The sequence below is a fragment of the Flavobacterium gawalongense genome (genome assembly GCF_007097265.1).
GTDB lineage: Bacteria > Bacteroidota > Bacteroidia > Flavobacteriales > Flavobacteriaceae > Flavobacterium > Flavobacterium gawalongense.
The window spans coordinates 99,367-122,413 of the sequence record NZ_VJZP01000008.1; the positions used below are offsets into that span (position 1 = coordinate 99,367).

The window sequence follows — 23,047 nt, forward strand, 5'->3', positions numbered from 1 at the left end:
TTATTTTTGTCAAAATCGAAATTCAAAAATCCCAATTCAAATGTTTCATTTATTAGACATCATCGGTACGATGGCTTTTGCCATGTCAGGCGCATTGACCGCCATGAGTAAAAAACTGGATCCTTTTGGTGTGTTTATCATTGCATTTGTAACTGCGGTTGGCGGAGGAACGTTGCGGGATATCATGATTGGCAGAACGCCCGTGGGATGGATGCTGGACTTGAAGTACGTTTATGTAATCATTATTGGCTTTGTCCTGGCCATTATTTTTAGAAAAAAATTCGACCGATTACGAACTTCTTTGTTTTTATTTGACACCATTGGATTGGGTGTTTTTACTTTAATTGGTCTTGAAAAAGGAATAAATATTGGACTTCATCCTGTTATTTGTATTGCATTAGGAACAATGACGGCCTGTTTTGGAGGCGTTATCCGCGATATTTTATGTACCGAAATACCTGTTATTTTCAGAAGGGAAATTTACGCCACGATTTGTATTTTGGGCGGAATTGTTTTTTTTCTACTTCGAAAATTGAATTTGGAGAACGATGTTTTATACTTAACAACTTCACTGGTTATCATTTCGGTTCGCTTGATGGCCGTGAAATTCAAATGGTATTTGCCCACTTTAGAACATAAATAAAAATTGATTACTTTCACAAAGTTTAAAATCGAATAGTGAATAAGTACTTTGTCAAGCAATATCAGAAAACTGATTATACGAATTGGAATGCCTTTATTGGTCAGGCCAAAAATGCTACTTTCTTATTCCATCGTGATTTTATGGAATATCATAAGGATCGATTTGAGGATTTCTCGTTGATGATTTTTGAGACTGAAAAGTTGGTTGCAGTTTTACCGGCAAATAGGGTTGGAGATGCAGTTTATTCACATCAAGGATTGACCTATGGAGGGTTGGTTTATTCCCATAAAATTAATGGAGAAAGAGTAGAAGGGATTTTAGACTCTCTTTTAAATTTTCTTAAAGAAAATTTGATAAAATCATTTTATTTTAAACCAATTCCTTTATTTTATTCTTCAAAAGGCAACGCTGAAATGGATTTTTTCGTGCTTAAAAAAGGAGCTTTTTTGGACAAAAAAGAAATGAATTTAGCTATTAATCTAGTGATGCCTTTAGCGATTTCAAAAAGTAAATTAAAGCATTTTAGAAAAATTGAAGGGCTTGATTTACAACTAGTAGAAGAAGCTCGGTTTGAATCTTTTTGGGAATTGGTTTTAGAGCCAAGACTATTGGAAAAATACAATGTAAAACCAGTTCACACTTTACAAGAAATCACAAAACTAAAGGAAAATTTTCCGAATAATATTAAACAATATTCAGTGTATTATGATGATGCTATTATTGCTGGAGTGACAATTTTTGAAACCGAAAATGTTGTAAAATCACAATATGGAGCCACTTCTAAAAAAGGGGAAGAGTTAAGAGCATTGGATTTTTTATTCATTAGTTTAATAGAAAAATACAAGAGAGAAGGGAAGTTTTTTTTTGATATGGGTATCGTTAATGATGACAATGAAAAAGGGTATCACGCAGGACTTTTGAAACAAAAAGAAGAATTAGGTTGCTCTGTTTATAGTCAGGATTTTTATAAAATGAATCTTATATGATACCATTTCTTGATTTAAAAAAAATAAACGAGTCTTATGAAACCGCTTTTCAAGAAAAATTGAAATCGGTTTTAGAAACGGGTCGGTATATTTTAGGGAATGAAGTCAAAGAATTTGAAACCAATTTTGCCAAGTATTGCGGAACAGCATATTGTATCGGAACAGGAAATGGTTTTGATGCTTTAGTTCTGATTTTTAAAGCCTACATTCAACTCGGAAAATTACAAAAAGGCGATGAAGTTATTGTTCCAGCAAACACTTACATTGCCAGTATTCTAGCTATTTTACAAGCAGATTTAATTCCTGTTTTAGTCGAGCCAAGGCTGGAAACCTACAACATCAATCCTGATTTAATGTTAGAAAAAATTACTTCGAAAACAAAAGCAATTTTAGCGGTTCATCTTTACGGACAACTGGCTGAAATGGATGCGATAAATGAAATTGCTGTTGCAAATGATTTACTGGTTATTGAAGATGCGGCTCAGGCTCATGGAACAATCAGAAATCAAGAATCAAAAATCAAGAATCAAAAATCAAGCGTAGCGTATAGTTTTTATCCCGGAAAAAATTTGGGAGCATTAGGTGATGGCGGTGCTGTTACCACAAATGATTCTGAATTGGCCAAAACCATTCAGTCGCTTAGAAATTATGGTTCAGAAACGAAATATCACAATGATCATATTGGTGTAAATTCAAGACTGGACGAATTACAAGCCGCTTTTCTGAATGTAAAATTACCCAATTTAGACACTGAAAATGAAAAGCGAAGAGTAATTGCTAAACGCTATTTATCTGAAATTAATAATGATAAAATAATTCTTCCAACAGTGTCATTGCGAGGAACGAAGCAATCTAATCATGTTTTTCATTTGTTTGTTATTCGAACGCAAAACAGAACCAATTTACAAGACTATTTATATCAAAATGGTATCCAAACGGTAATACACTATCCCATTCCGCCACACAATCAAAAAGCTTTGTCATTATGGAACCATTTGTCTTTTCCTATTACCCAAAAAATTCATGATGAAGTGTTGAGTTTGCCTATAAGCCCAGTTTTGACAATGGATGAGGTATGTTTTGTTATTGCTGTTTTAAATAAATATTAAATAGTGTCTGATAGTAAAACGTCATATCATCAAATTGTAAAAACGACCTCGCTTTTTGGCGGAGTTCAATTTCTCACTATTATTATTTCTATAATTCGTACCAAATTAATTGCCGTCTTTATTGGTCCTACGGGAATGGGAATTGTTTCTTTATTGAATTCGGCTATCAATATTATTGGTGGCGTTACAAACTTAGGGATTGAAACCAGTGGTGTAAAACATATTTCGAGTAATTATAAAAATAATGACTTAAAAAATGTTTCGACCCTTGTTGCAATAGTAAAAAAACTGACATTAGCAACCGGAATTTTAGGATGTATAGTTGCTATCATTTTTTCTCGTTGGTTAAGTCAATTAACTTTTGGGAATTCAAATCATATCTTTTCGTTTGTTTTTATTTCGATTACCTTGTTATTTAGGCAATTAATGATAGGACAATTGGTCGTTTTACAGGGTCTAAGGAGAATGAAGCTTTTGGCGAAAGCCAATTTTTACGGAAATTCATTTGGGTTGTTATTTTCAATTCCATTGTACTATTATTACCGAATTGACGCAATAGTTCCCTCAATTATTGTCGCTTCATTAGCATCATTGTTGTTTTCTTTTTATTATTCGAAAAAGATACAATTCGAAAAAATTATAGTTTCCAATAAACAATTAACCACCGCAGGAAAAAGCATAATTAAACTAGGAATACTATTGACATTAAGTGGTTTGTTGACTTTGGTGACAACATATTTAATTCAAATTTATGTTGGAAAACAGGGAGGTATTGAACAAGTTGGGTTTTATAATGCGGGTTTTACCTTGTTGAATTCTTATGTTGGAATAATTTTCACGGCAATGAGTACCGATTATTTTCCAAGATTAGCTTCAATTAGTGATGAGAATGAAAAAGTCAGAACCAGTGTTATTCAGCAATCTTTCATTTCGATTCTGATTATAACACCTATAATAATTCTGTTTTTAACGTTGATTCCGCTTATCGTGAAAATTATTTACACTCCAGCTTTCATTTCTATTATCCCAATGGTTTGTTTTGGAATATTGGCGATGTTGTTTAAAGCGGTTTCCTGGTCGATGGGTTATATTTTGATTGCCAAAGGAGATTCGAAAATGTTCATGAAAACCGCTGTTGGTTTCAATATCATATCTTTATTTTTAAATGTTTTAGGATATTATTATTATGGATTAGAAGGACTTGGATTTAGTTTTTTTGTCTATTATTTGATTCATTTTTTTGGTTTAAAAATAATTACTAAAAAAAGATATGATTTTTATTTTGACAATGATTTTTATAAAATATATTTAATTTGCATCCTAATGTGTATAGCGACTTTTTTGTTTCGATACATTCCGGATCCAATTTTAAAGTACAGTTTAATGTCAGCAATGGTACTAATTTCGTTTGTTTTTGTTTTATTTCAAATGAATAAAATGATGGAATTAAAGGGGTTGTTCAATGCTATAATTAAGAGAAAGAATGATTGAAATTTTAAAAAATAACTATAGAAAAGCAAGGTCAAGTTATCAAAAACTTAAATTTTATTATTCCGTAAACTGGACAAAAACGCTGTGTTTTAATTTCAAAAAATTCCCTTTGAGTATTGCCAAAAAACTTCCTGTCTTTTTTTATGGAAAAGTAAAATTTGCCTCGATAACTGGTAAAATTGAAATTAAAGGAGAAATTAAAAAAGGAATGATTGGTTTTGGACAACGGTATGAAATGAACACGCTTCACAAAGGAATTGCCGAAATTAATATTTTAGGAACTCTGGTTTTCAAGGGCCACGTTCAATTTGGTAAAGATTATTTTATCTACATTGGCGAGAATGGGTACTGTGAATTTGGTCACATGGCCTCTTTGGCTTCCAATGCTAAATTGATTTGCATGGAACGAATTGTATTGGGTAATTATGCCCGTTTTGGTTCGGAATCTCAAATCATGGATACTAATTTCCATCAAATGATTGATACCCAAACTGGCAAAAAGTTTAAAATGACAGATCCAATTTTAATCGGAAATTACAATTACGCAGCAAGCAGAGTTACTGTCATGCAAAATACTAAAACGCCGGATTATTGTACGATAGCTTCTAATAGTTTGTGTAATACCGATTATACTTCATTTGGTTCGAATGTTTTAATAGGAGGTATTCCGGCAAAATTCATAAAAGATTCAGTTTCTAGAGATTGGGAAGGGGAAAAAACAGCGTTAGATGATTATTTAATAGTGTAGTTTATGAAATCAGTAAATGGAATATCAGCTTAATTTCCAGAATAATATACTTCAATAATAATGCGCTGTTTGAAGTTTTATATGCTAGAATCATCTCAAAATGAATGCGTTTCAAAATAGCTTTATTCTCTTTTTTTGTTTCATTCAGCCCAATGGCTTTTTTTAATATCAAATACGTGGAGTGATTGATTTTTTTTGCTCTGGAATCATTTTTCTTAAAAAAATCCGTTCCTAAAGAATTCATGACTATCCTTTTCTGGATTAGGATTTCATCGATAAAATCAAAGTCATAAACTCGGGAAGCACGAATCCAAAAATCCAAATCCTCGTAAGCCAGTGTTTCGTCATAACCATTTAAATGATCAAATACCGATTTTTTTACCATCGAAGAAACCGAACAAATGCTATCTCCACCAGAAAGAACTGATTCATAAATGTCACCCGTTATTCTCTCGGTAATTACTTTTTTAGAATGATCCACAGGGAAATAATGAGAGTCAAATGCGCCGTTTTCAGTAATTAAAGAGGTATTTCCATATACAATTCCAAGATTTTTATACGATGTATTCTTGAAAGCATTCACTTGTGAAGTAACACAATTGGGCAATAAAACATCATCGGCAGCCAAGTCAATAATGAATTCTCCTTTAGCTCTTTTTAAAGCTTTGTTGAATGATTTTGTATTTCCCAAATTAGTTTCATTCGCAATAAACAGAATTTCGGGATGATCAATACCCCATTTTTCGATTACTATTTTAGAATTATCGGTACTGTAATCGTCAACAATAATGAGCTCTACAGCAGGGTAATCCAGATTGATAACAGAAAATAAACTCTCCAAGACATATTCTTCCTGGTTGTAACACAAGCAAATAATGGTAACCAGTGGATTGTCTTGCATATTTTTTAAAAGAGTTATATTTGATACGAAAATAACAAATCGATAATGATATTGCCTAACAAAAAAATTAAAATTGCTTTAGTTGGTTATCGATTAAGTCGTGGTGGAGCCGAAAAGGTTATGGCGGTCTTGTCTCAATTTTTTGAAAAACAAGGAGTAGAGGTTCACAACATTATTGTTCTCGATGAAGTTTCTTATTCGTATTCAGGGAAATTGGTCAATTTAGGCAAGATGAAAAATGCTTCTAATGGCCTTTTTAATAAATGGAATCGGTTTGTGTTTCTTAAAAAATACCTTGACGAAAATGAGTTTGATTTCATTATAGATTTCCGATTCAGGATAAAACCCATTCAAGAAGTATTGATAGCAAAATGGCTTTATAAAACGAAAACTATTTTTACAGTTCATAGTTTTTTGATTGATCATTACATGCCTAATTGGTCTTTTCTTACCCGTTTTATCTACGGAAATTGCTATAAATTAGTCAGTATTACAGATGAATCCAAAGCATTAATAGAAAATAAACATCATCTGAAAAATGTTGTCCGAATTTATAATCCAATCGATATTGATGAAATTGCTGTAAAAGGCAAAGCTTTAAATGAACTTCAGTATGATTATATTATTGGCGTAGGCCAAATGGAAACGAACATTAAACAATTCGATAAACTGATCGAAGCATATTCGGAATCAGTTTTGCCAGCAAACAATATTCATCTGGTTTTATTGGGTGATGGTGAACGAAAAAGAATACTCCAAAATGTAGTTAAAGAAAGAAAAATAGAAGATAAAGTGCATTTTTTAGGGTATCAAAACAATCCATTTAAATATTTGAAAAAAGCAAGATTTTTTGTTTTAAGTAGTTTGAATGAAGGTTTACCAAACGTTATTTTGGAATCGTTGGCTTGTGAAACTCCTGTTGTTGCGTTTGATTGCTCCTCAGGACCAAGTGAAATGATTCAACATAAAGAAAATGGATTGCTGGTTGCCAATCAAAATATTGAAAAACTTTCTGAAGCAATGAATTTATTCGTGGAAGACGAGAATTTATATCGATATTGCAAACAAAATGCGTTGCAAAGTGTGCAATCATTTTCTGTTTCAGCTATTGGGAAACAATGGTTGGATGTAATGAAAATCAGTTTAGACTAGAATTATGACAACATTAAAAGATATACAATTACTTAAATTGCCTGTTGTAGAAGATACTCGCGGAAATCTGGCATTTATTCAAAATGATGTTTTGCCATTTGAATTTAAGCGCGTTTATTATCTTTTTGACGTGCCCAGTAATTCTTTTCGAGGCAGTCATTCTCATATCAATCAAAGTGAAGTTCTAATTGCTTTGAGTGGAAGTTTTGAAGTTGTTCTAAACGACGGATTCGAAAAAAAATCATTTTTTTTGAATAAACCCAATATTGGATTGTATATCCCAACAGGAATGTGGCGTGAGTTAGAAAATTTTTCATCCGGTTCGGTTTGTCTGGTTTTTGCATCTGATGTTTATAATGAAGACGATTACATCAGAGATTTTGATGAATTTTTGGCATCCAAAAAATGAAGCTTCTTTATATAGTTCCAAATATAAATAACGAAGGCGGTGTAGCCAGAGTCCTTTCGATAAAAGCCAATTATCTAGTTGAAAAATTAGGATATGAAGTCCATATTTTGACTCAAAATGAAGGTTTTTCCCCTTTGTTTTATTCTTTTAATTCCAATATTATTTTTCACGATATGATCTTGAAAGGCAATGTCTTTCAGTTTTTTAATTCTTTTGCAAAAGCCTTAAAAAGTAAAATTAAAACAATACAACCGGATGTTATTATTGTTTGTGATAATGGTTTAAAGGCATATTCTATTCCTTTTATTTTAAAAAATAAAACCCCTCTTATTTTAGAAATACACAGTTCTAAATTTATCGAGGAAAGAGAATCAAAAAAAAATATTTTGACGAAAGTAGCGTCTAATTGTATTCATCTTTTTAAAAGAATAGGAATAAAGAAATACGATCGATTTGTCGTTGAAACGAGCGGAAGCATTTCAGAATGGAACATAAATAATACAATTGTAATTCCGAATCCCTTATGGTTTGCTTCAGAAAAATCCAGTGATTTAGAAAGTAAAAAAGTAATTGCTGTTGGACGGCATACGTATGAAAAAGGATTTGACAGAATGTTGCAAATCTGGAAAAAAGTAGTTGCCAAACATCCGGATTGGATATTGGAAATTTACGGAAAATCAAATGAAAATATTGATTTAAGATTGTTGGCTGAAAACCTAAATGTTTCGAATAATGTTGTTTTTCACGAACCGATCCAAAATATTGACGAAAAATATTTAGAAGCTTCTTTTTATCTGATGACATCTCGATTTGAAGGTTTTGGAATGGTCTTAATTGAGGCGATGGCTTCGGGATTACCTTGTGTTGCTTACGATTGTCCGTGTGGACCAAGAGGCGTTTTGTCTCAAAACGAAGACAGTTTTTTAATTGAAAATAGAAACGAAACGGAATATATCAAAGCAGTTGAGACTTTAATCGAAAATGCGACATTAAGAAAAGAAATGGGAAAAAAGGCAAAGTTGTCTAGCGAAAAATACAATATTGACGAAATTATGCAAACCTGGAATCAACTATTTATTGGAATCAAAAAGAGTTAGATTTTCTAATTTATCGTACACAAATACCCGACTCTAAACATATTAAAAGCTAATAAATTAGGATTGTTTCCTGTCAAATTTTTTAATAATGATTTTTCAAAAACAGCATATAATTTCGAAATAATAAAAACTGATTTTGTTTTTTTTAAAAAATAATACAGTTGAATCAATCGTACAAATTCAACATCTATTTTCTCTTCTTGGTATAACGAAATCAAATTTTCTAACGACTCTTTTGTTTTGTTTAAATAATCCAAATTAGTGTCAATATCTCCGTGTTCAACTGGGTTTTCTATATGATTTATTTTGACTTGTAATAAATTTAATTGATACGAAAGTTGGGTGTCATCATGACCGTATTTTTTTATGTTTTTATCAAATTTTACTTTGTTGAAACAGTCTTTTTTAATTACGGTATTATTGAATAGTAATGATTTATAGGGCTTTTTTCTTCTGTTTTCAGAAGTTTTATCTTCAATGAATCTTCCGTATTTCCAACGTAGTTTTTGATTTTCGGATGGACATTTTTCAGGATGCAACCGGCCGCCATAAATAACATCAAAATCAGGAAGATTGTCGATGTATTTTTTTATATAATTGTTGTCAATAATAATGGAGTCGCCATCAATAAAAAGTAAATATTGATATTTTGCTTGTTCGGCAAGGGAATTTCTGTTTTCGCGATGGGCGATGTTTTCTTTTAATGAAACAAAACTGCAATCCGATAACGCATTTACATTTTTATTGAATATATTCAAATTCGATTGTGAAGCATCATCCTGGCATAAAATCTCAAAATTTATTCCGCAATCCGAACATTGTTTGTGCAACTCTAAAACAAGAGGATAAACGTTGCAATTGTATATTGGAACAAGAATGGAAATCATTATGCAGTTCTTTGAACTACTTCAAAAATTTTGGCATCTTCACATTTCAATGTTTTTGAAGGGAATTTCATCAATAATGCGTAATCGTGCGTTGCCATAATGATTGTTTTTCCGTTGGCATTAATTTTTTTTAATACTTCCAATACTTCGGCACTCGTTTGTGGATCAAGGTTTCCGGTAGGTTCATCAGCAAGAATTAGTTCTGGATCGTTAAGCAAAGCTCTGGCTATCGCCACACGTTGCTGTTCACCACCAGAAAGTTGATGTGGCATTTTATTGCCAAATTCTTTCATGCCGACTTTATTTAAAACTTCATCGATTTTTGTTTGCATTTCTACATTGTCTGTCCATCCTGTTGCTTTAAGTACAAACAACATATTGTTATTTACAGTACGATCTGGAAGTAATTTGAAATCCTGAAAAACAATTCCAATCTTTCTTCTCAAAAACGGAATGTCATCTTCTTTTAAAGTGGCTAAATCAAAATCTACAATGTTTCCTTCACCTTCTGTCAAAGGTAAATCGCCATATAAGGTTTTCATTAAACTACTTTTTCCGGAGCCTGTTTTTCCAATGATGTAAAGGAATTCACCATGTTTTACATCCAAGTTTACCTCAGATAAAATAGTTTTTTCTTCTTGATAAATGGTAACGTTTTTTAAAGACAGTACGGATTGTGACATAATTTGCATTTGTTTATGGGGTAAAAGTAATAAGATAACGGTTCTATTCAAAATAAATTCTATTCAATTAAATAGAATTCGGGTAATTACAAATAATATACGTAAGTCATATAGTTTACGACGATAAATATTGTATGAATGTATTGCAATGAAAGTTAAATTTTACAGTGTTTAAAAAAATGTTCATAATAAAAACGAATTGCGATTCGTTATAGAGTTCAGAATATGATACATTTGAATTCTTAAAATAAAATTGCAATGCGTAAAATTTCCTGGGGCTACTTCTTTTTCTTTTTTATTATAACTGCTACCATTTCGGCACAAAAATCTACCATTTACACTCACGATTCAAAAGATTTTAATAAAGCAGTTTCGTTGTTTAAAGATGCACAATATGCATCAGCACAAATTATTTTTAATAAAGTAAAAGAGACGGCGACTACTGAAGAACTAAAATCGGATTGTGCGTATTATGCCGCTAATTGTGCTATTCGAACCAATCAATCCAACGCTGATGAATTGATGGAACGTTTTGTTTCGGATTATCCTACGAGTGTAAAACAAAACCAAGCTTATATTGAAGTAGCGCATTATCATTTTAATCAGGGGAATTATCCGCAAGCGTTGCAATGGTTTGATAAAGTAGACGAAAGCAGTTTAAGCAGAAATGACCAGAATAAATTCAATTTCCAGAAAGGGTATAGTTTTTTTAATGCCAAAAAGAAAAAAGAAGCCGCGGTCTATTTGAATAAAGTGGTGAATTCAGCGGAATATGGTTCACAAGCCAAGTATTATTTGGGATTCATGGCATACGAAGGAGATGATTATAAGCGAGCCACAAAATATTTTGACGAAGTTTCAGGTGAAGAAAAGTACAAAGAAAAGCTTTCGTATTATCAAGCCGACATGAATTTCAAATTGGGAAATTTCCAAAAAGCAATTGATTTGGGCGAAAAAGCGATGGCTAAATCCACTGTTTTAGAAAAATCAGAATTGAATAAAATCATTGGTGAAAGCTATTTTAATTTAAACAAATATGATAAAGCAATTCCGTATTTAGTTGCTTATAAAGGGAAAAAAGGAAGATGGAATAACACTGATTTTTACCAATTGGGTTATGCTTATTACAAACAAAAAGACTATGAAAACGCAATTTCTCAGTTTAATAAAATTATAGGCGGAAAAGATTTCGTGGCGCAAAATGCCTATTATCATTTGGGAGAAAGTTACCTGAATACTGATAAAAAACAACAAGCTTTGAATGCTTTTAAAAATGCTTCTGAAATGGAGTTTGACGCCGCAATTCAGGAAGACGCGAGTTTGAATTATGCGAAATTGAGTTACGAATTAGGGAATTCTTATCAAAGTGTACCGGCAGTTTTACAGGCTTTTTTGAAAAAATATCCTGATAACGCAAACCGTTCAGAGATTGAAAGATTGTTGATTGATTCATATATTTCGTCTAAAAACTACAAGGAAGCGTTTGCTTTATTGGAAAAAAATAAAACTCCCGAAAATAAATTAGCGTATCAAAAAGTAACATTTTACAGAGGGTTGGAATTGTATACGGATGGAAATTATCCGGAAGCTTTGAAAATGTTCACCAAATCTATAAACGAACAAAAAGATGCTGTTTTTACTGCACGAGCCACTTTCTGGAAAGGAGAAACCGAATATGTTTTAAATGATTTTAAAGATGCCTTGTTGAGTTTTAAACAATTTGCAGGTTTGGCTCAGGGATCAACAACGCCAGAATACAAAAATCACAATTACAATATTGCCTACGCATATTTTAAATTGAAAGAGTACGATCAGGCTGGGAATTATTTCCAAAGCCAAATAGAAAAAGTGAAGGACAATAAAGCGCGTTTGAATGATTCGTATTTACGTTTAGCGGATTGTCGTTTTGTAACTTCAAAATACGGACCAGCGATGGATGCGTATACTAAAGTGATTGAATCCAAAAGTGTTGATGCGGATTATGCGTATTTCCAAAAAGCAATTTCCTATGGTTTTATTTCTAAAAATGATAAGAAAATTGATGAGCTAAATGCTTTTTTACAGTTGTATCCAAAGTCAGCTTATCGTGATGATGCGCTTTTTGAACTTGGAAATACTTACGTAGCTGAGAATAAAAATGACCTAGCGATAAAAACGTACGATCGATTGAATCTCGAATTTAAAAAGAGTTCTTTTACTTCAAAATCTATTTTGCGTCAGGGATTAATTTATTATAATTCAGATAAAGATGATCAGGCATTATTGAAATTTAAAAAAGTAGCCGCAGATTTTCCTAGAACTCCGGAAGCATTAGAAGCCGTTGCCACCGCGCGATTGATTTATGTAGACAATGGAAGAGTAGATGAATATGCTAATTGGGTGCGTACTTTAGATTTTGTTGCCGTTACAGATGCAGAACTTGATAATGATACCTATGAAGCTGCTGAAAAACAATTTCAACAAAATAACACCAAGCAGGCTATTGCAGGATTTAGTGGTTATATTTCTAGTTTTCCAAGAGGAATTCATGCTTTACATGCTAATTTTTACCTTGCGCAATCCTATTTTTCTGAAGGATCTGAAAGTAAATCGATTCCCAATTATGAATATGTGGTTGCTCAACCCAGAAGTGAATTTACAGAACAATCTTTGTCGAGATTGGCGCAAATTTTTCTTAAAAACAAAGACTACAACAAAGCAATTCCGGTATTATCTCGTTTAGAAGATGAAGCTGATATTTCCCAGAATAAAACATTTGCACAATCCAATCTGATGAAATTATACTATGATAAAAAAGATTATCCAAATTCGGTAATTTATGCGGAGAAAGTTTTGATGAATCCAAAAACGGATGATAATGTAAAAAGTGACGCGCAAATTATAATAGCACGTGCGGCAATGCAAACGGGGGATGAAAACAAAGCGCGAGTTGCTTACGCAAAAGTTATGACGATTGCCAAAGGAGAATTGGCAGCCGAAGCTTTGTATTATGATGCCTATTTTAAAAATAAAGACGAAAAGTTTGAAGCTTCTAATACTGCAGTTCAAAAATTGGCAAAGAATTATTCGAGCTATAAATATTTTGGAGCCAAAGGATTAATCTTGATGGCGAAAAACTTTTACGGACTGAAGGACAGTTATCAGGCCACATATATTTTAGAAAATGTGATTCAAAATTTCACTGATTTTCCAGATGTTATTTCAGAAGCGCAAACAGAATTGGACGCTATTAAATCCGAAGAATCTAAAACAAACTCATCGATTACAAAATAGATAATTGAAGTTCGGAATTTAGATAATAGACAAATAGATAATAGAATAAAGAATAGGGAGTGAAATTCTTTCTGTTTAAAAAAACATAAAAATGACAATCAAAAAAACATCTTCATTTACAGATATATCAACGTTCTCGGCTCCCTCCCCTTCGGGGAGGGTTGGGGTGGGGATTAGGTTAGGGATTCTATTTCTTTTACTCTCTCAATTTTCGTTTGCACAAAAAAAGGATCAAATTGGAACAGAAACAGTAAATGTTGTGAAGCCTTATACGCCAACTATTTCGGATGCTTTCAAAGTGAAGGAAACGCCTTCGCTTGATGAAGAAGGAAACACTAAAAAAGAAACAGTAAAATATACCATTTTCTCTTTTCCGGTAGCTTCGACTTTTACTCCGTCTAAAGGAAAGGCGGAAGGAGTGGAGAAAGAAAAACAAGAACATTTATTTAAAAACTATGCGACTTTTGGAGTTGGAAATTACGGAACTTTTATCGGTGAATTGTTCGTAAATCATGATCTTAATAATACAGATTATGTAGGTGGAATGTTTCGTCACCATTCGTCACAAGGAGGGATTAAAAAGGTAGAATTAGATGATCGTTTTTATGACACATCGATTGATTTGATGTATGGTTCAAACCAAGACGATCTTTCCTGGAATGTAGATTTGGGATACCAAAATCAAATTTACAACTGGTATGGATTGCCAGCTGGTTTTGGTAGTGCTTTGTCAACTCAGGACAGGTTGATTCTAGTTAATGGTATAAAACCACAGCAAGTATATAGCACAATATCATTAGGAGGGAATGTAGCGTTTAACGAAAGTATTTTTAATAAAATGAGCCTTAAATTCAGTCATTTTTCGGATACTTTTGAGTCTTCAGAAAATAGATTTTATGCTAAGCCAACAGTGCAATTTGATATCATGGATAGTGCTGTGAAAACAGATATAATTGTTGATTATGTTGGTGGCAGTTTCAAAGAGAATTATTCAAATACGAATATGGAACCTGTGAAATATGGTTATACTAATTTTGGTATTGCGCCAAGTTTTGTAATGCAAAAAGAGGATTGGACACTGAATATTGGCGCGGCTGTGTTTTATAGTTTGGACAATCAAAACAGCAATAATAAATTTTTAGTTTATCCAAAATTCAATGCTTCTTACAAAGTTGTTGGTGATTTGATGATTTTCTACGCCGGAGCCGAAGGAAACTTGGAACAAAACTCATATCAGGATTTTGTCAATGAAAATCCATTTTTATCTCCAACGTTAAATATTGGACCAACGGACAAGCAATATGATATTTTTGCAGGATTAAAAGGGAAATTAACTAACAATGTAAGTTATAATATCAAAGGTTCGTATGTGAATGAAAGAAATAAAGCGTTGTTTAAAAGCAATGATTATAATGAAACCCAAACGAATCAGAATTACGCTTTTGGAAATTCCTTTCAAGTGGTGTATGACGATATGAGAACATTAAGTTTCTATGGAGAATTAAAAGCTGATTTTTCCAAGAATGTATCTTTTGGAATTAATGGGACTTTCAACAGTTATACGAATGATTTTCAAGCTGAAGCCTGGAATTTACCGACCGTAAAAATAAATTCAAATATTAATTTTAATATTACACCAAAATGGTTCACTGGCGCAAATGTATTTTACGTAGGCGAGCGTAAAGATCAAAAGTTGAATACTGATGTAGTATATCTAGTTCAGCCGAGTCCTTTTATTTTACCTTCCTATTTTGATGTAAATGCAAATGTTGGATTCAAATACAGCGATCGATTGACTGCTTTTTTAAGAGCTAATAATATTACCAATAAAGCCTATGAAAAATGGTTGAATTATCCGGTTCAAGGTTTTCAAGTGATTATAGGAGCGAACTATAAATTTGATTTTTAATTTTTTTTTAACCACAAAAGGCACAAAGTTTAACACAAAAGACACAAAAAGATAATTCAAAATAACGAAACAATCTTTGTGCCTTTTTTAATTCCTTTGTGCCTTTTGTGGTGATTTTTTTATTTTCTCATTTAACTATGACTTTCAAACAAAAAATACATACCCATTATCTGCAATTAGTTCAGGATCGAATCGATGTTTTCAAGGACATGATTGTTGCGCTTACCGAAGACTCTAAGAACGATGCCAAAGGTTCTGCTGGTGATAAACACGAAACCGCCTTGTCTATGATGCATATTGAACAAGAGAAACTCAATAGTAAACTTAGAGAAGTGTTGACTCAAAAAGCTGTTTTAAATAAAATAGATGCTACCACAATTGCCGAAACAATTATCGTGGGGAGTTTAGTAAAAGCGAACGGAATCTATTTATACCTGAGTGTGGCGCTTCCTAAAATTAACATTGAAGGAATTAACGTTATTGCATTATCACCACAATCACCTTTGGGAAATAAACTAATGGGTAATCAAGAAGGGTTTACTTTTGAGATTAATACTACAAAGTATTTGATAGAAGAGATTCTATAAAATACAATTGATTTAGCTTGTTTTGGATACGTTAGGTTTTAATAAAGCAGTTTTGATTGGGATTAAATTAAATTTTTCAACTTCAAAACTATTTTTGTTATTTTTCGATTACAATTTAAGTGTAAAACACAGTATTTTCTTTTGATTTATAACTAAAATAACTATTTGTGTTTTAGGAATGTAACTGTTGTCGCATCTTTGCCCTATCAAAATAAATAAAATAATAAAAATATATAGTTATGTGCGGAATAGTATGTGCCTTTGATTTGAAACAAAAAGCGGAAGTTTTAAGACCGCAAGTATTAGAAATGTCTAAAATTATCCGTCATCGTGGACCGGACTGGAGCGGAATTTTTAGTAATGATAAAGCTATTATGTCTCATGAGCGTTTGGCAATCGTTGATCCGGCTTCAGGGAAACAACCTTTATTCAGTGAAGATAAACAACTTGTTTTAGCGGCAAATGGTGAAATTTACAACCACAGAGAATTGCGTAAACAATTTGAAGGGAAATACAACTTTCAAACTGAAAGTGACTGTGAGGTTATTTTAGCGCTTTACAAAGAAAAAGGACCTCATTTTATAGATGAAATGAACGGGATTTTTGGATTTGCTATTTATGATGTAGAAAAAGACGAGTATTTTGTTGCTCGTGACCACATGGGAATTATTCCATTGTACATTGGTTGGGATCAACACGGAACTTTTTATGTTGCTTCAGAATTGAAAGCCTTAGAAGGGTATTGTACAAAAATCGAATTGTTTCCTCCAGGACATTATATGACCAGTAAAGATGGTGAGTTTGTACAATGGTATAAAAGAGAATGGACCGATTATGATGCGGTAAAAGATAACGAAACCAGTATTCCAGCCATTAAAGAAGCGCTGGAAGCAGCGGTTCACAGACAATTAATGAGTGACGTTCCTTACGGAGTATTACTTTCAGGAGGTTTGGATTCTTCAATTACTTCGGCTGTGGCCAAAAAATATGCTCAAAAACGTATTGAATCTGATGATGTAGCTGATGCTTGGTATCCGCAATTACACTCTTTTTCAGTAGGATTAGAAGGTTCTCCTGATTTAGCTGCGGCTCAAGTAGTAGCAAAACATATTGGAACAATTCACCACGAAATAAAATTCACCATTCAAGAAGGTTTGGATGCGGTTCGTGATGTGATTTATAGTCTGGAAACCTATGATGTGACTACTGTTAGGGCATCAACTCCAATGTGGTTAATGGCGAGAGTTATTAAATCAATGGGGATTAAAATGGTATTGTCAGGTGAAGGTGCAGATGAGTTATTTGGTGGGTATTTGTATTTTCACAAAGCGCCAAACGCAAGAGAATTTCATGAAGAAACCGTACGTAAATTAAGTAAATTGCATATGTATGACTGCTTGCGTGCCAACAAGAGTTTAGCGGCTTGGGGTATTGAAGGACGTGTTCCGTTTTTGGATAAAGAATTTATGGATGTGGCGATGAGAATCAACCCGCAAGATAAAATGATCAATGCAGCACATCCAATGGAAAAATGGGTGGTTCGTAAAGCTTTTGAAGACATGTTGCCGGAAAGTGTGGCATGGAGACAAAAAGAACAATTTAGTGATGGAGTAGGATACAGCTGGATTGACACTTTGAAAGAAGTAGTTGCTGAGGCCGTTTCAGATGAGCAATTGGCAAATGCTAAATATAGATTCCCATTGCAAACCCCAACTTCTAAAGAAGAGTATTACTATCGTTCTATTTTTCACGATCATTTCCCAAGTGATGCTGCGGCTTTATGTGTTCCACAGGAAGCAAGTGTGGCTTGTAGTACAAAAATTGCATTAGAATGGGATGAAGCGTTCAAGAACATGAATGATCCTTCAGGTAGAGCTGTTGCCAGTGTGCATGATGACGCTTATGTTAAAGCATAAATAATAATTTTTAGAATTAGTTATAGAAAAGCGCTCTCAGTTTTGAGAGCGTTTTTTGTGTTTAATAAAACCGCATTTTTCTGAAAAATATTGACGGTAAAATTCTTTATATGAAGTTTTTTAACGTCTTTTTGAAAGATGTAAAAGTGGAATAAGGTTTTTTCTAAAGTGCTTATTTACAATTTATAACGTAATGCTTCGGTTTTTGAACTTGTAAGTTGCATTTTGCGTGCAAAAAGTTTTTTTTGGTTGTTATTTTAAACTAAAATACGGCTTTGTGTTTTGTATTTGTAACTGTTAATGCATCTTTGCCTTACCAGAATAAGAAAAAAAAATAAAATTATATAGTTATGTGCGGAATATTAGCCATTATTGGAAAAGGAAAAGATGAAAAACTAGTAAGAGAGCTTTCTAAAAGGATGGGACACCGTGGTCCTGATGAAAGTGATTTACATGTTACGGAAAAGGGTTCTATTTTAAGTCATGAACGTTTGTCTATTGTCGATTTGCATTCAGGAAAGCAACCGATACAAGGCACAAAAACTGCCTATATGGTTCATAATGGCGAGATATATAATCATCAAACTTTGAGAGATGGTGTTTTGAAGCACCACACTTTTAGAACTAAATCAGATTCAGAGGTTATTGTTCATTTGTATGAAGAATTTGGATATGATTTTTGTAATATGCTTGATGGAGACTGGGCTTTTGTTATAGTTGACGGCGATAATTTTATTGCAGGTAGAGACCCAATGGGAGTAAAACCTTTATATTATGGTTTAGATGAAAGGGGAAGAATTTATTTTTCATCAGAAATGAAACCCATAGCTGATCAATGTAGAACATTTTCTACTTTTCCTCCGGGACATTATTACACTCAAAAAACTGGTTTTGTAAAATACTACCAACCGGAATATGAAGATTATTTAAAAGCAGATCAGGATTTAGATTTAGATTTAATCAGAGAAACTTTGACTGAAGCGACTCGCAAGCGTTTGATGAGTGATGTGCCAATTGGAGTATTGCTTTCAGGAGGATTAGATTCTTCTTTGACTTCAGCAATTGCTTCTAGATTGTTGGCCGAAAGCGGTAAAAAATTACATTCTTTTTCTATTGGATTAGATGCTGATGCACCAGATGCTGCAGCAGCGAGAAAAGTGGCTGATTATTTAGGTACTGAACACCATGAAATTCACTTTACAATTGAAGAAGGCATAAAAATATTAGATAAATTGATTTGGCATCTTGAAACCTATGATGTGACTTCGATAAGAGCGAGTACACCAATGTATTTTTTGTCGAAAGCGATTACTGATATGGGAATAAAAGTGGTGCTTTCAGGAGAAGGGGCTGATGAGATTTTTGGAGGGTATTTGTATTTCAGAAATGCGCCATCAACAGAAGATTTTCAAAAAGAAACGATTGAAAGAGTTCAGAAATTATTTACTGCCGATTTATTAAGAGCAGATAAATCAACTATGGCTCATGGATTAGAAGCTAGAGTTCCATTTTTAGACAAAGCTTTTCTTGATATGGCAGTTCGTATCAAAGCAGAAGAAAAGATGCCTAAAACGTACGAAGGAAAAGAAAAATATATTTTAAGAAAAGCATTTGATACTCCGGACAACCCTTATCTTCCTGATGCCGTTTTATGGAGACAAAAAGAGCAGTTTTCTGATGGAGTAGGGTACAACTGGATTGATGAATTGATTGAATATTGTTCTTCGCAAGTAACGGATGAGCAATTAGCTGGTGCGGCTGCAGAATTTCCATACAATGCGCCAACTACAAAAGAAGCGTATTTTTACAGATCAATATTTAACAAATATTATCCACAGCTTAGTGCAGCGCAAACCGTTAGAAAATGGATTCCAAAATGGCAAGAAAACCAAGACCCAAGCGGAAGAGCAAATGCAGCTCACGTTCAGGCAGATACTGAAATTGCAAAAACTGGAATTACGGTTTAAAAAAAACAACAATATCAATTTCAAAAAACAATTGCAATAACAATTAAAAAATAATTGGAATTTTCAAATTTTCAAAGCGACATGTAAAATGTTTGTTTTGAAAATTTGTTTTTTATAAAGGTTTGAGTTTTGTCCTTTTCGAAATTGCCATTGATTTTTGAAATTGAAATTTCTAACAATATGTTAATAACTTAACTGCTTAAAAAGTGATTTTAACGGTAATATAATTTGCGTTTTTATATATTTGCGTGTTAGACAAAAATTACATTTTTTTAGAATAAAATATATGAGCGAAGAAATCAAGAAGGACAATTATTCAGCAGATAGTATTCAAGCATTAGAAGGAATGGAGCACGTAAGAATGCGTCCATCGATGTATATTGGAGATGTGGGTGTTCGAGGACTGCATCATTTAGTTTATGAAGTGGTAGATAACTCTATCGATGAGGCAATGGGAGGTCATTGTGATACGATAATAGTTGATATAAATGAAGATGGATCTGTTTCTGTTGAGGATAATGGACGTGGTATTCCAGTAGGAATTCATAAAAAAGAAGGGGTTTCGGCGCTTGAGGTTGTAATGACTAAAATTGGTGCCGGAGGAAAATTTGATAAAGATTCTTATAAAGTCTCCGGAGGACTTCACGGTGTTGGGGTTTCGGTGGTAAATGCATTGTCAAACCATTTGAGAGCTACAGTACACAGTAGTGATGGAAAAATATACGAGCAAGAATATGAAAAAGGAAAGGCACTATATCCGGTAAAACAAATCGGTGTAACTACAAAAAGAGGGACGATTGTTACTTTTTATCCGGATCCTAGCATATTTACCCAAACAATTGAATATTCGTACGATACTTTATCTGCACGTATGCGTGAATTGTCTTTTTTGAATAAAGGAATCACAATTACATTTACAGATAAAAGAGAAAAAGATAAAGATGGAAATTTTGTGTCAGAAGTATTTCATTCTGATGAAGGTTTGAAAGAATACATTCGCTATTTAGATGGAAACCGTGAGCCAATTATCGCACACGTTATTTCTATGGATAACGAAAAAGGAGAAATTCCAGTTGAGGTGGCATTGATTTACAATACAAGCTACACGGAAAATATTTTTTCTTATGTGAATAATATCAATACTCACGAAGGAGGAACGCACTTGCAAGGTTTTAGAACTGGTTTGACCAGATCGTTAAAGAAATATGCGGATGCTTCGGGAATGTTAGATAAACTGAAATTTGATATTTCAGGAGATGACTTCCGTGAAGGATTGACAGCAATTATTTCTGTAAAGGTTGCCGAACCACAATTTGAAGGACAAACCAAAACGAAACTTGGAAACAGAGAGGTTGTTTCGCCAGTAAGTCAAGCGGTGAGTGAAATGATTGAAAATTATTTGGAGGAGAATCCAAATGATGCTCGAATCATTGTTCAAAAAGTAATCTTAGCTGCACAGGCTCGTCACGCAGCCAAAAAAGCGCGTGAAATGGTTCAACGCAAAACCGTAATGGGTGGCGGTGGATTGCCAGGAAAATTATCGGATTGTTCTGAACAAGATCCTGCAAAATGTGAAGTATATCTTGTCGAGGGAGATTCGGCGGGAGGAACTGCAAAACAAGGTCGTGACCGTGCATTTCAAGCTATTTTACCCTTACGTGGTAAGATTTTGAACGTAGAAAAAGCAATGCATCATAAAGTTTTTGAAAACGAAGAGATTCGAAATATTTTTACGGCACTTGGAGTTACCATTGGAACTGCCGAAGATAGTAAAGCATTGAATATTGAAAAATTACGTTACCATAAAGTAATTATTATGTGTGATGCCGATGTCGATGGTAGTCACATTTCTACTTTAATCTTGACGTTCTTCTTTAGATTTATGAAAGAATTAATTGAAGAAGGTCACGTGTATATTGCCGCACCGCCTTTATATTTGGTTAAAAAAGGGAACAAAAAAGAATATGCTTGGAATGATGTACAACGTGATCAGGCGAATGAAAGAATGGGAGGTAGTGCAGGAATTCAACGTTATAAAGGTCTTGGGGAGATGAACGCGGAGCAATTATGGGAAACTACAATGGATCCAGGATTTAGAACTTTACGTCAGGTAACTATTGACAGTTTGGCGGAAGCCGACAGGGTATTCTCTATGTTAATGGGTGACGAAGTACCACCACGTAGAGAATTCATTGAGAAAAATGCAGTTTATGCAAATATTGATGCATAAACCTAGTTTGATCATTGGTTTGTTCGAATAAATGAATGATTAGCTGAATTAGAGATTGACCAAATTAACAAATAACCGAATAAACTTTAAAATATGAAAGTTACCATTGTAGGAGCAGGAAATGTAGGTGCAACCTGTGCAGATGTAATTTCTTATAGAGGAATTGCTAGCGAAGTAGTATTATTGGATATTAGAGAAGGTTTTGCTGAGGGTAAAGCTTTGGATATCATGCAATGCGCTACCAATACCGGTTTTAATACCAAAGTATCAGGTGTTACTAACGATTATTCTAAAACGGCAGGAAGTGATGTAGTGATAATTACATCTGGAATTCCTAGAAAACCAGGAATGACTCGTGAAGAACTAATAGGTATCAACGCAGGAATTGTGAAAACAGTTGCTGAAAATGTATTGAAGCATTCACCGGATACTATTATAGTGGTGGTTTCTAATCCTATGGATACAATGACTTATTTGGCTTTGAAATCTACAGGATTACCAAAAAATAGAATTATAGGTATGGGTGGAGCATTGGATAGTTCTCGTTTTAGAACGTATTTATCTTTGGCTTTAGATAAACCTGCAAATGATATTTCGGCTATGGTGATAGGTGGACATGGTGATACTACTATGATTCCTTTAACACGCTTGGCATCTTATAATGGAATTCCGGTTTCTCAATTTCTATCGGAAGAAGTGTTGCAAAAAGTAGCTGCCGATACTATGGTAGGTGGAGCTACGCTTACAGGACTTTTAGGAACTTCAGCTTGGTATGCTCCCGGAGCTTCAGTTGCTTTCTTGGTAGACAGTATTTTGAATGACCAAAAGAAAATGATCGCTTGTTCAGTTTTTGTTGAGGGAGAATACGGTCAAGATGATATCTGTATAGGTGTTCCTTGTATTATTGGTAAAAATGGAGTGGAAGAAATCCTTGACATTAAACTAAATGAGCAAGAAAAAGCTTTGTTTGCTAAAAGTGCTGATGCAGTTAGACAAATGAATGATGCCTTAAAATCAATTTTGGTATAATATTTTAATTATAAAATAGAGAAGACTGCA

General features: G+C 33.3%; 18 protein-coding genes. 15 read left to right on the top strand and 3 right to left on the bottom strand.

Going from position 1 to position 23,047, the window contains the following annotated elements:
* Positions 1-40: 40 nt before the first annotated feature.
* Genes FNW38_RS06625 through FNW38_RS06645 form a run of 5 tightly spaced genes read left to right on the top strand, consistent with a single transcriptional unit; the run spans position 41 to position 4,977 of the window.
* Positions 41-643 (top strand): trimeric intracellular cation channel family protein, encoded by a 603-nt coding sequence (locus FNW38_RS06625; protein ID WP_143387735.1) that lies wholly within the window; start codon positions 41-43, stop codon positions 641-643.
* A gap of 35 nt (positions 644-678) precedes the next feature.
* Positions 679-1,629 carry a GNAT family N-acetyltransferase gene (locus FNW38_RS06630; RefSeq protein ID WP_143387737.1) on the top strand — a complete coding sequence of 317 codons (951 nt, stop codon included), beginning with the start codon at positions 679-681 and terminating at the stop codon, positions 1,627-1,629.
* Positions 1,626-2,738 carry a DegT/DnrJ/EryC1/StrS family aminotransferase gene (locus FNW38_RS06635; RefSeq protein ID WP_143387738.1) on the top strand — a complete coding sequence of 371 codons (1,113 nt, stop codon included), beginning with the start codon at positions 1,626-1,628 and terminating at the stop codon, positions 2,736-2,738. Before FNW38_RS06630 ends, FNW38_RS06635 begins: the two co-directional genes overlap by 4 nt.
* Before the next feature lie 3 nt (positions 2,739-2,741).
* Positions 2,742-4,229 (top strand): oligosaccharide flippase family protein, encoded by a 1,488-nt coding sequence (locus tag FNW38_RS06640; RefSeq protein WP_143387741.1) that lies wholly within the window; start codon positions 2,742-2,744, stop codon positions 4,227-4,229.
* Positions 4,222-4,977, top strand: a complete 756-nt coding sequence (locus FNW38_RS06645; RefSeq protein ID WP_144064744.1) for an acyltransferase — start codon at positions 4,222-4,224, stop codon at positions 4,975-4,977. Before FNW38_RS06640 ends, FNW38_RS06645 begins: the two co-directional genes overlap by 8 nt.
* Position 4,978: 1 nt before the next feature.
* On the opposite strand, the gene FNW38_RS06650 is transcribed toward FNW38_RS06645, so the two are convergent.
* Positions 4,979-5,878, bottom strand: coding sequence for a glycosyltransferase family 2 protein (locus FNW38_RS06650; RefSeq protein ID WP_143387743.1), 900 nt, complete (start codon positions 5,876-5,878; stop codon positions 4,979-4,981).
* 45 nt (positions 5,879-5,923) lie between these two features.
* Here FNW38_RS06650 and FNW38_RS06655 point away from each other — a divergent pair, with 45 nt between their 5' ends.
* Genes FNW38_RS06655 through FNW38_RS06665 form a run of 3 tightly spaced genes read left to right on the top strand, consistent with a single transcriptional unit; the run spans position 5,924 to position 8,536 of the window.
* The gene (locus FNW38_RS06655; protein ID WP_143387744.1) at positions 5,924-7,030 is read left to right on the top strand and encodes a glycosyltransferase; all 1,107 of its coding nucleotides are present in this window, start codon (positions 5,924-5,926) and stop codon (positions 7,028-7,030) included.
* 4 nt (positions 7,031-7,034) lie between these two features.
* Complete coding sequence (locus FNW38_RS06660) at positions 7,035-7,439, top strand: sugar 3,4-ketoisomerase (RefSeq protein ID WP_144064745.1); 405 nt, start codon at positions 7,035-7,037, stop codon at positions 7,437-7,439.
* On the top strand, positions 7,436-8,536 hold the full coding sequence (locus FNW38_RS06665; protein WP_143387746.1) for a glycosyltransferase family 4 protein: 1,101 nt from the start codon (positions 7,436-7,438) through the stop codon (positions 8,534-8,536). Before FNW38_RS06660 ends, FNW38_RS06665 begins: the two co-directional genes overlap by 4 nt.
* Positions 8,537-8,541: 5 nt before the next feature.
* On the opposite strand, the gene FNW38_RS06670 is transcribed toward FNW38_RS06665, so the two are convergent.
* The gene (locus tag FNW38_RS06670; protein WP_144064746.1) at positions 8,542-9,423 is read right to left on the bottom strand and encodes a glycosyltransferase family 2 protein; all 882 of its coding nucleotides are present in this window, start codon (positions 9,421-9,423) and stop codon (positions 8,542-8,544) included.
* Positions 9,423-10,106 (bottom strand): cell division ATP-binding protein FtsE, encoded by a 684-nt coding sequence (locus FNW38_RS06675; RefSeq protein ID WP_143387748.1) that lies wholly within the window; start codon positions 10,104-10,106, stop codon positions 9,423-9,425. The genes FNW38_RS06670 and FNW38_RS06675 overlap by 1 nt, the downstream gene beginning before the upstream one ends.
* 258 nt (positions 10,107-10,364) lie before the next feature.
* On the opposite strand from FNW38_RS06675, the gene FNW38_RS06680 reads away from it, so the two are divergent.
* The 7 genes from FNW38_RS06680 to mdh all read left to right on the top strand — a co-directional run bounded on the left by FNW38_RS06680 (position 10,365) and on the right by mdh (position 23,017).
* Positions 10,365-13,379: a tetratricopeptide repeat protein gene (locus FNW38_RS06680; protein WP_144064747.1), complete on the top strand. Its 3,015-nt coding sequence runs from the start codon at positions 10,365-10,367 to the stop codon at positions 13,377-13,379.
* A 91-nt stretch (positions 13,380-13,470) separates the two neighbouring features.
* Positions 13,471-15,288: a TonB-dependent receptor gene (locus FNW38_RS06685; RefSeq protein WP_185963102.1), complete on the top strand. Its 1,818-nt coding sequence runs from the start codon at positions 13,471-13,473 to the stop codon at positions 15,286-15,288.
* 137 nt (positions 15,289-15,425) lie between these two features.
* Positions 15,426-15,875, top strand: a complete 450-nt coding sequence (locus tag FNW38_RS06690; protein ID WP_143387750.1) for a hypothetical protein — start codon at positions 15,426-15,428, stop codon at positions 15,873-15,875.
* Between the two features lie 239 nt (positions 15,876-16,114).
* Positions 16,115-17,791 (top strand): asparagine synthase B, encoded by a 1,677-nt coding sequence (gene asnB / locus FNW38_RS06695; protein ID WP_143387751.1) that lies wholly within the window; start codon positions 16,115-16,117, stop codon positions 17,789-17,791.
* A 350-nt stretch (positions 17,792-18,141) separates the two neighbouring features.
* Positions 18,142-19,758, top strand: a complete 1,617-nt coding sequence (gene asnB, locus FNW38_RS06700) for an asparagine synthase B (RefSeq protein WP_143387752.1) — start codon at positions 18,142-18,144, stop codon at positions 19,756-19,758.
* Between the two features lie 286 nt (positions 19,759-20,044).
* Positions 20,045-21,988: a DNA topoisomerase (ATP-hydrolyzing) subunit B gene (gene gyrB / locus FNW38_RS06705; protein ID WP_143387753.1), complete on the top strand. Its 1,944-nt coding sequence runs from the start codon at positions 20,045-20,047 to the stop codon at positions 21,986-21,988.
* 93 nt (positions 21,989-22,081) lie between these two features.
* Entirely contained in the window at positions 22,082-23,017 is a 936-nt protein-coding gene (mdh, locus tag FNW38_RS06710; protein ID WP_143387754.1) for a malate dehydrogenase, read from the top strand.
* The last annotated feature ends 30 nt before the right edge of the window (positions 23,018-23,047 follow it).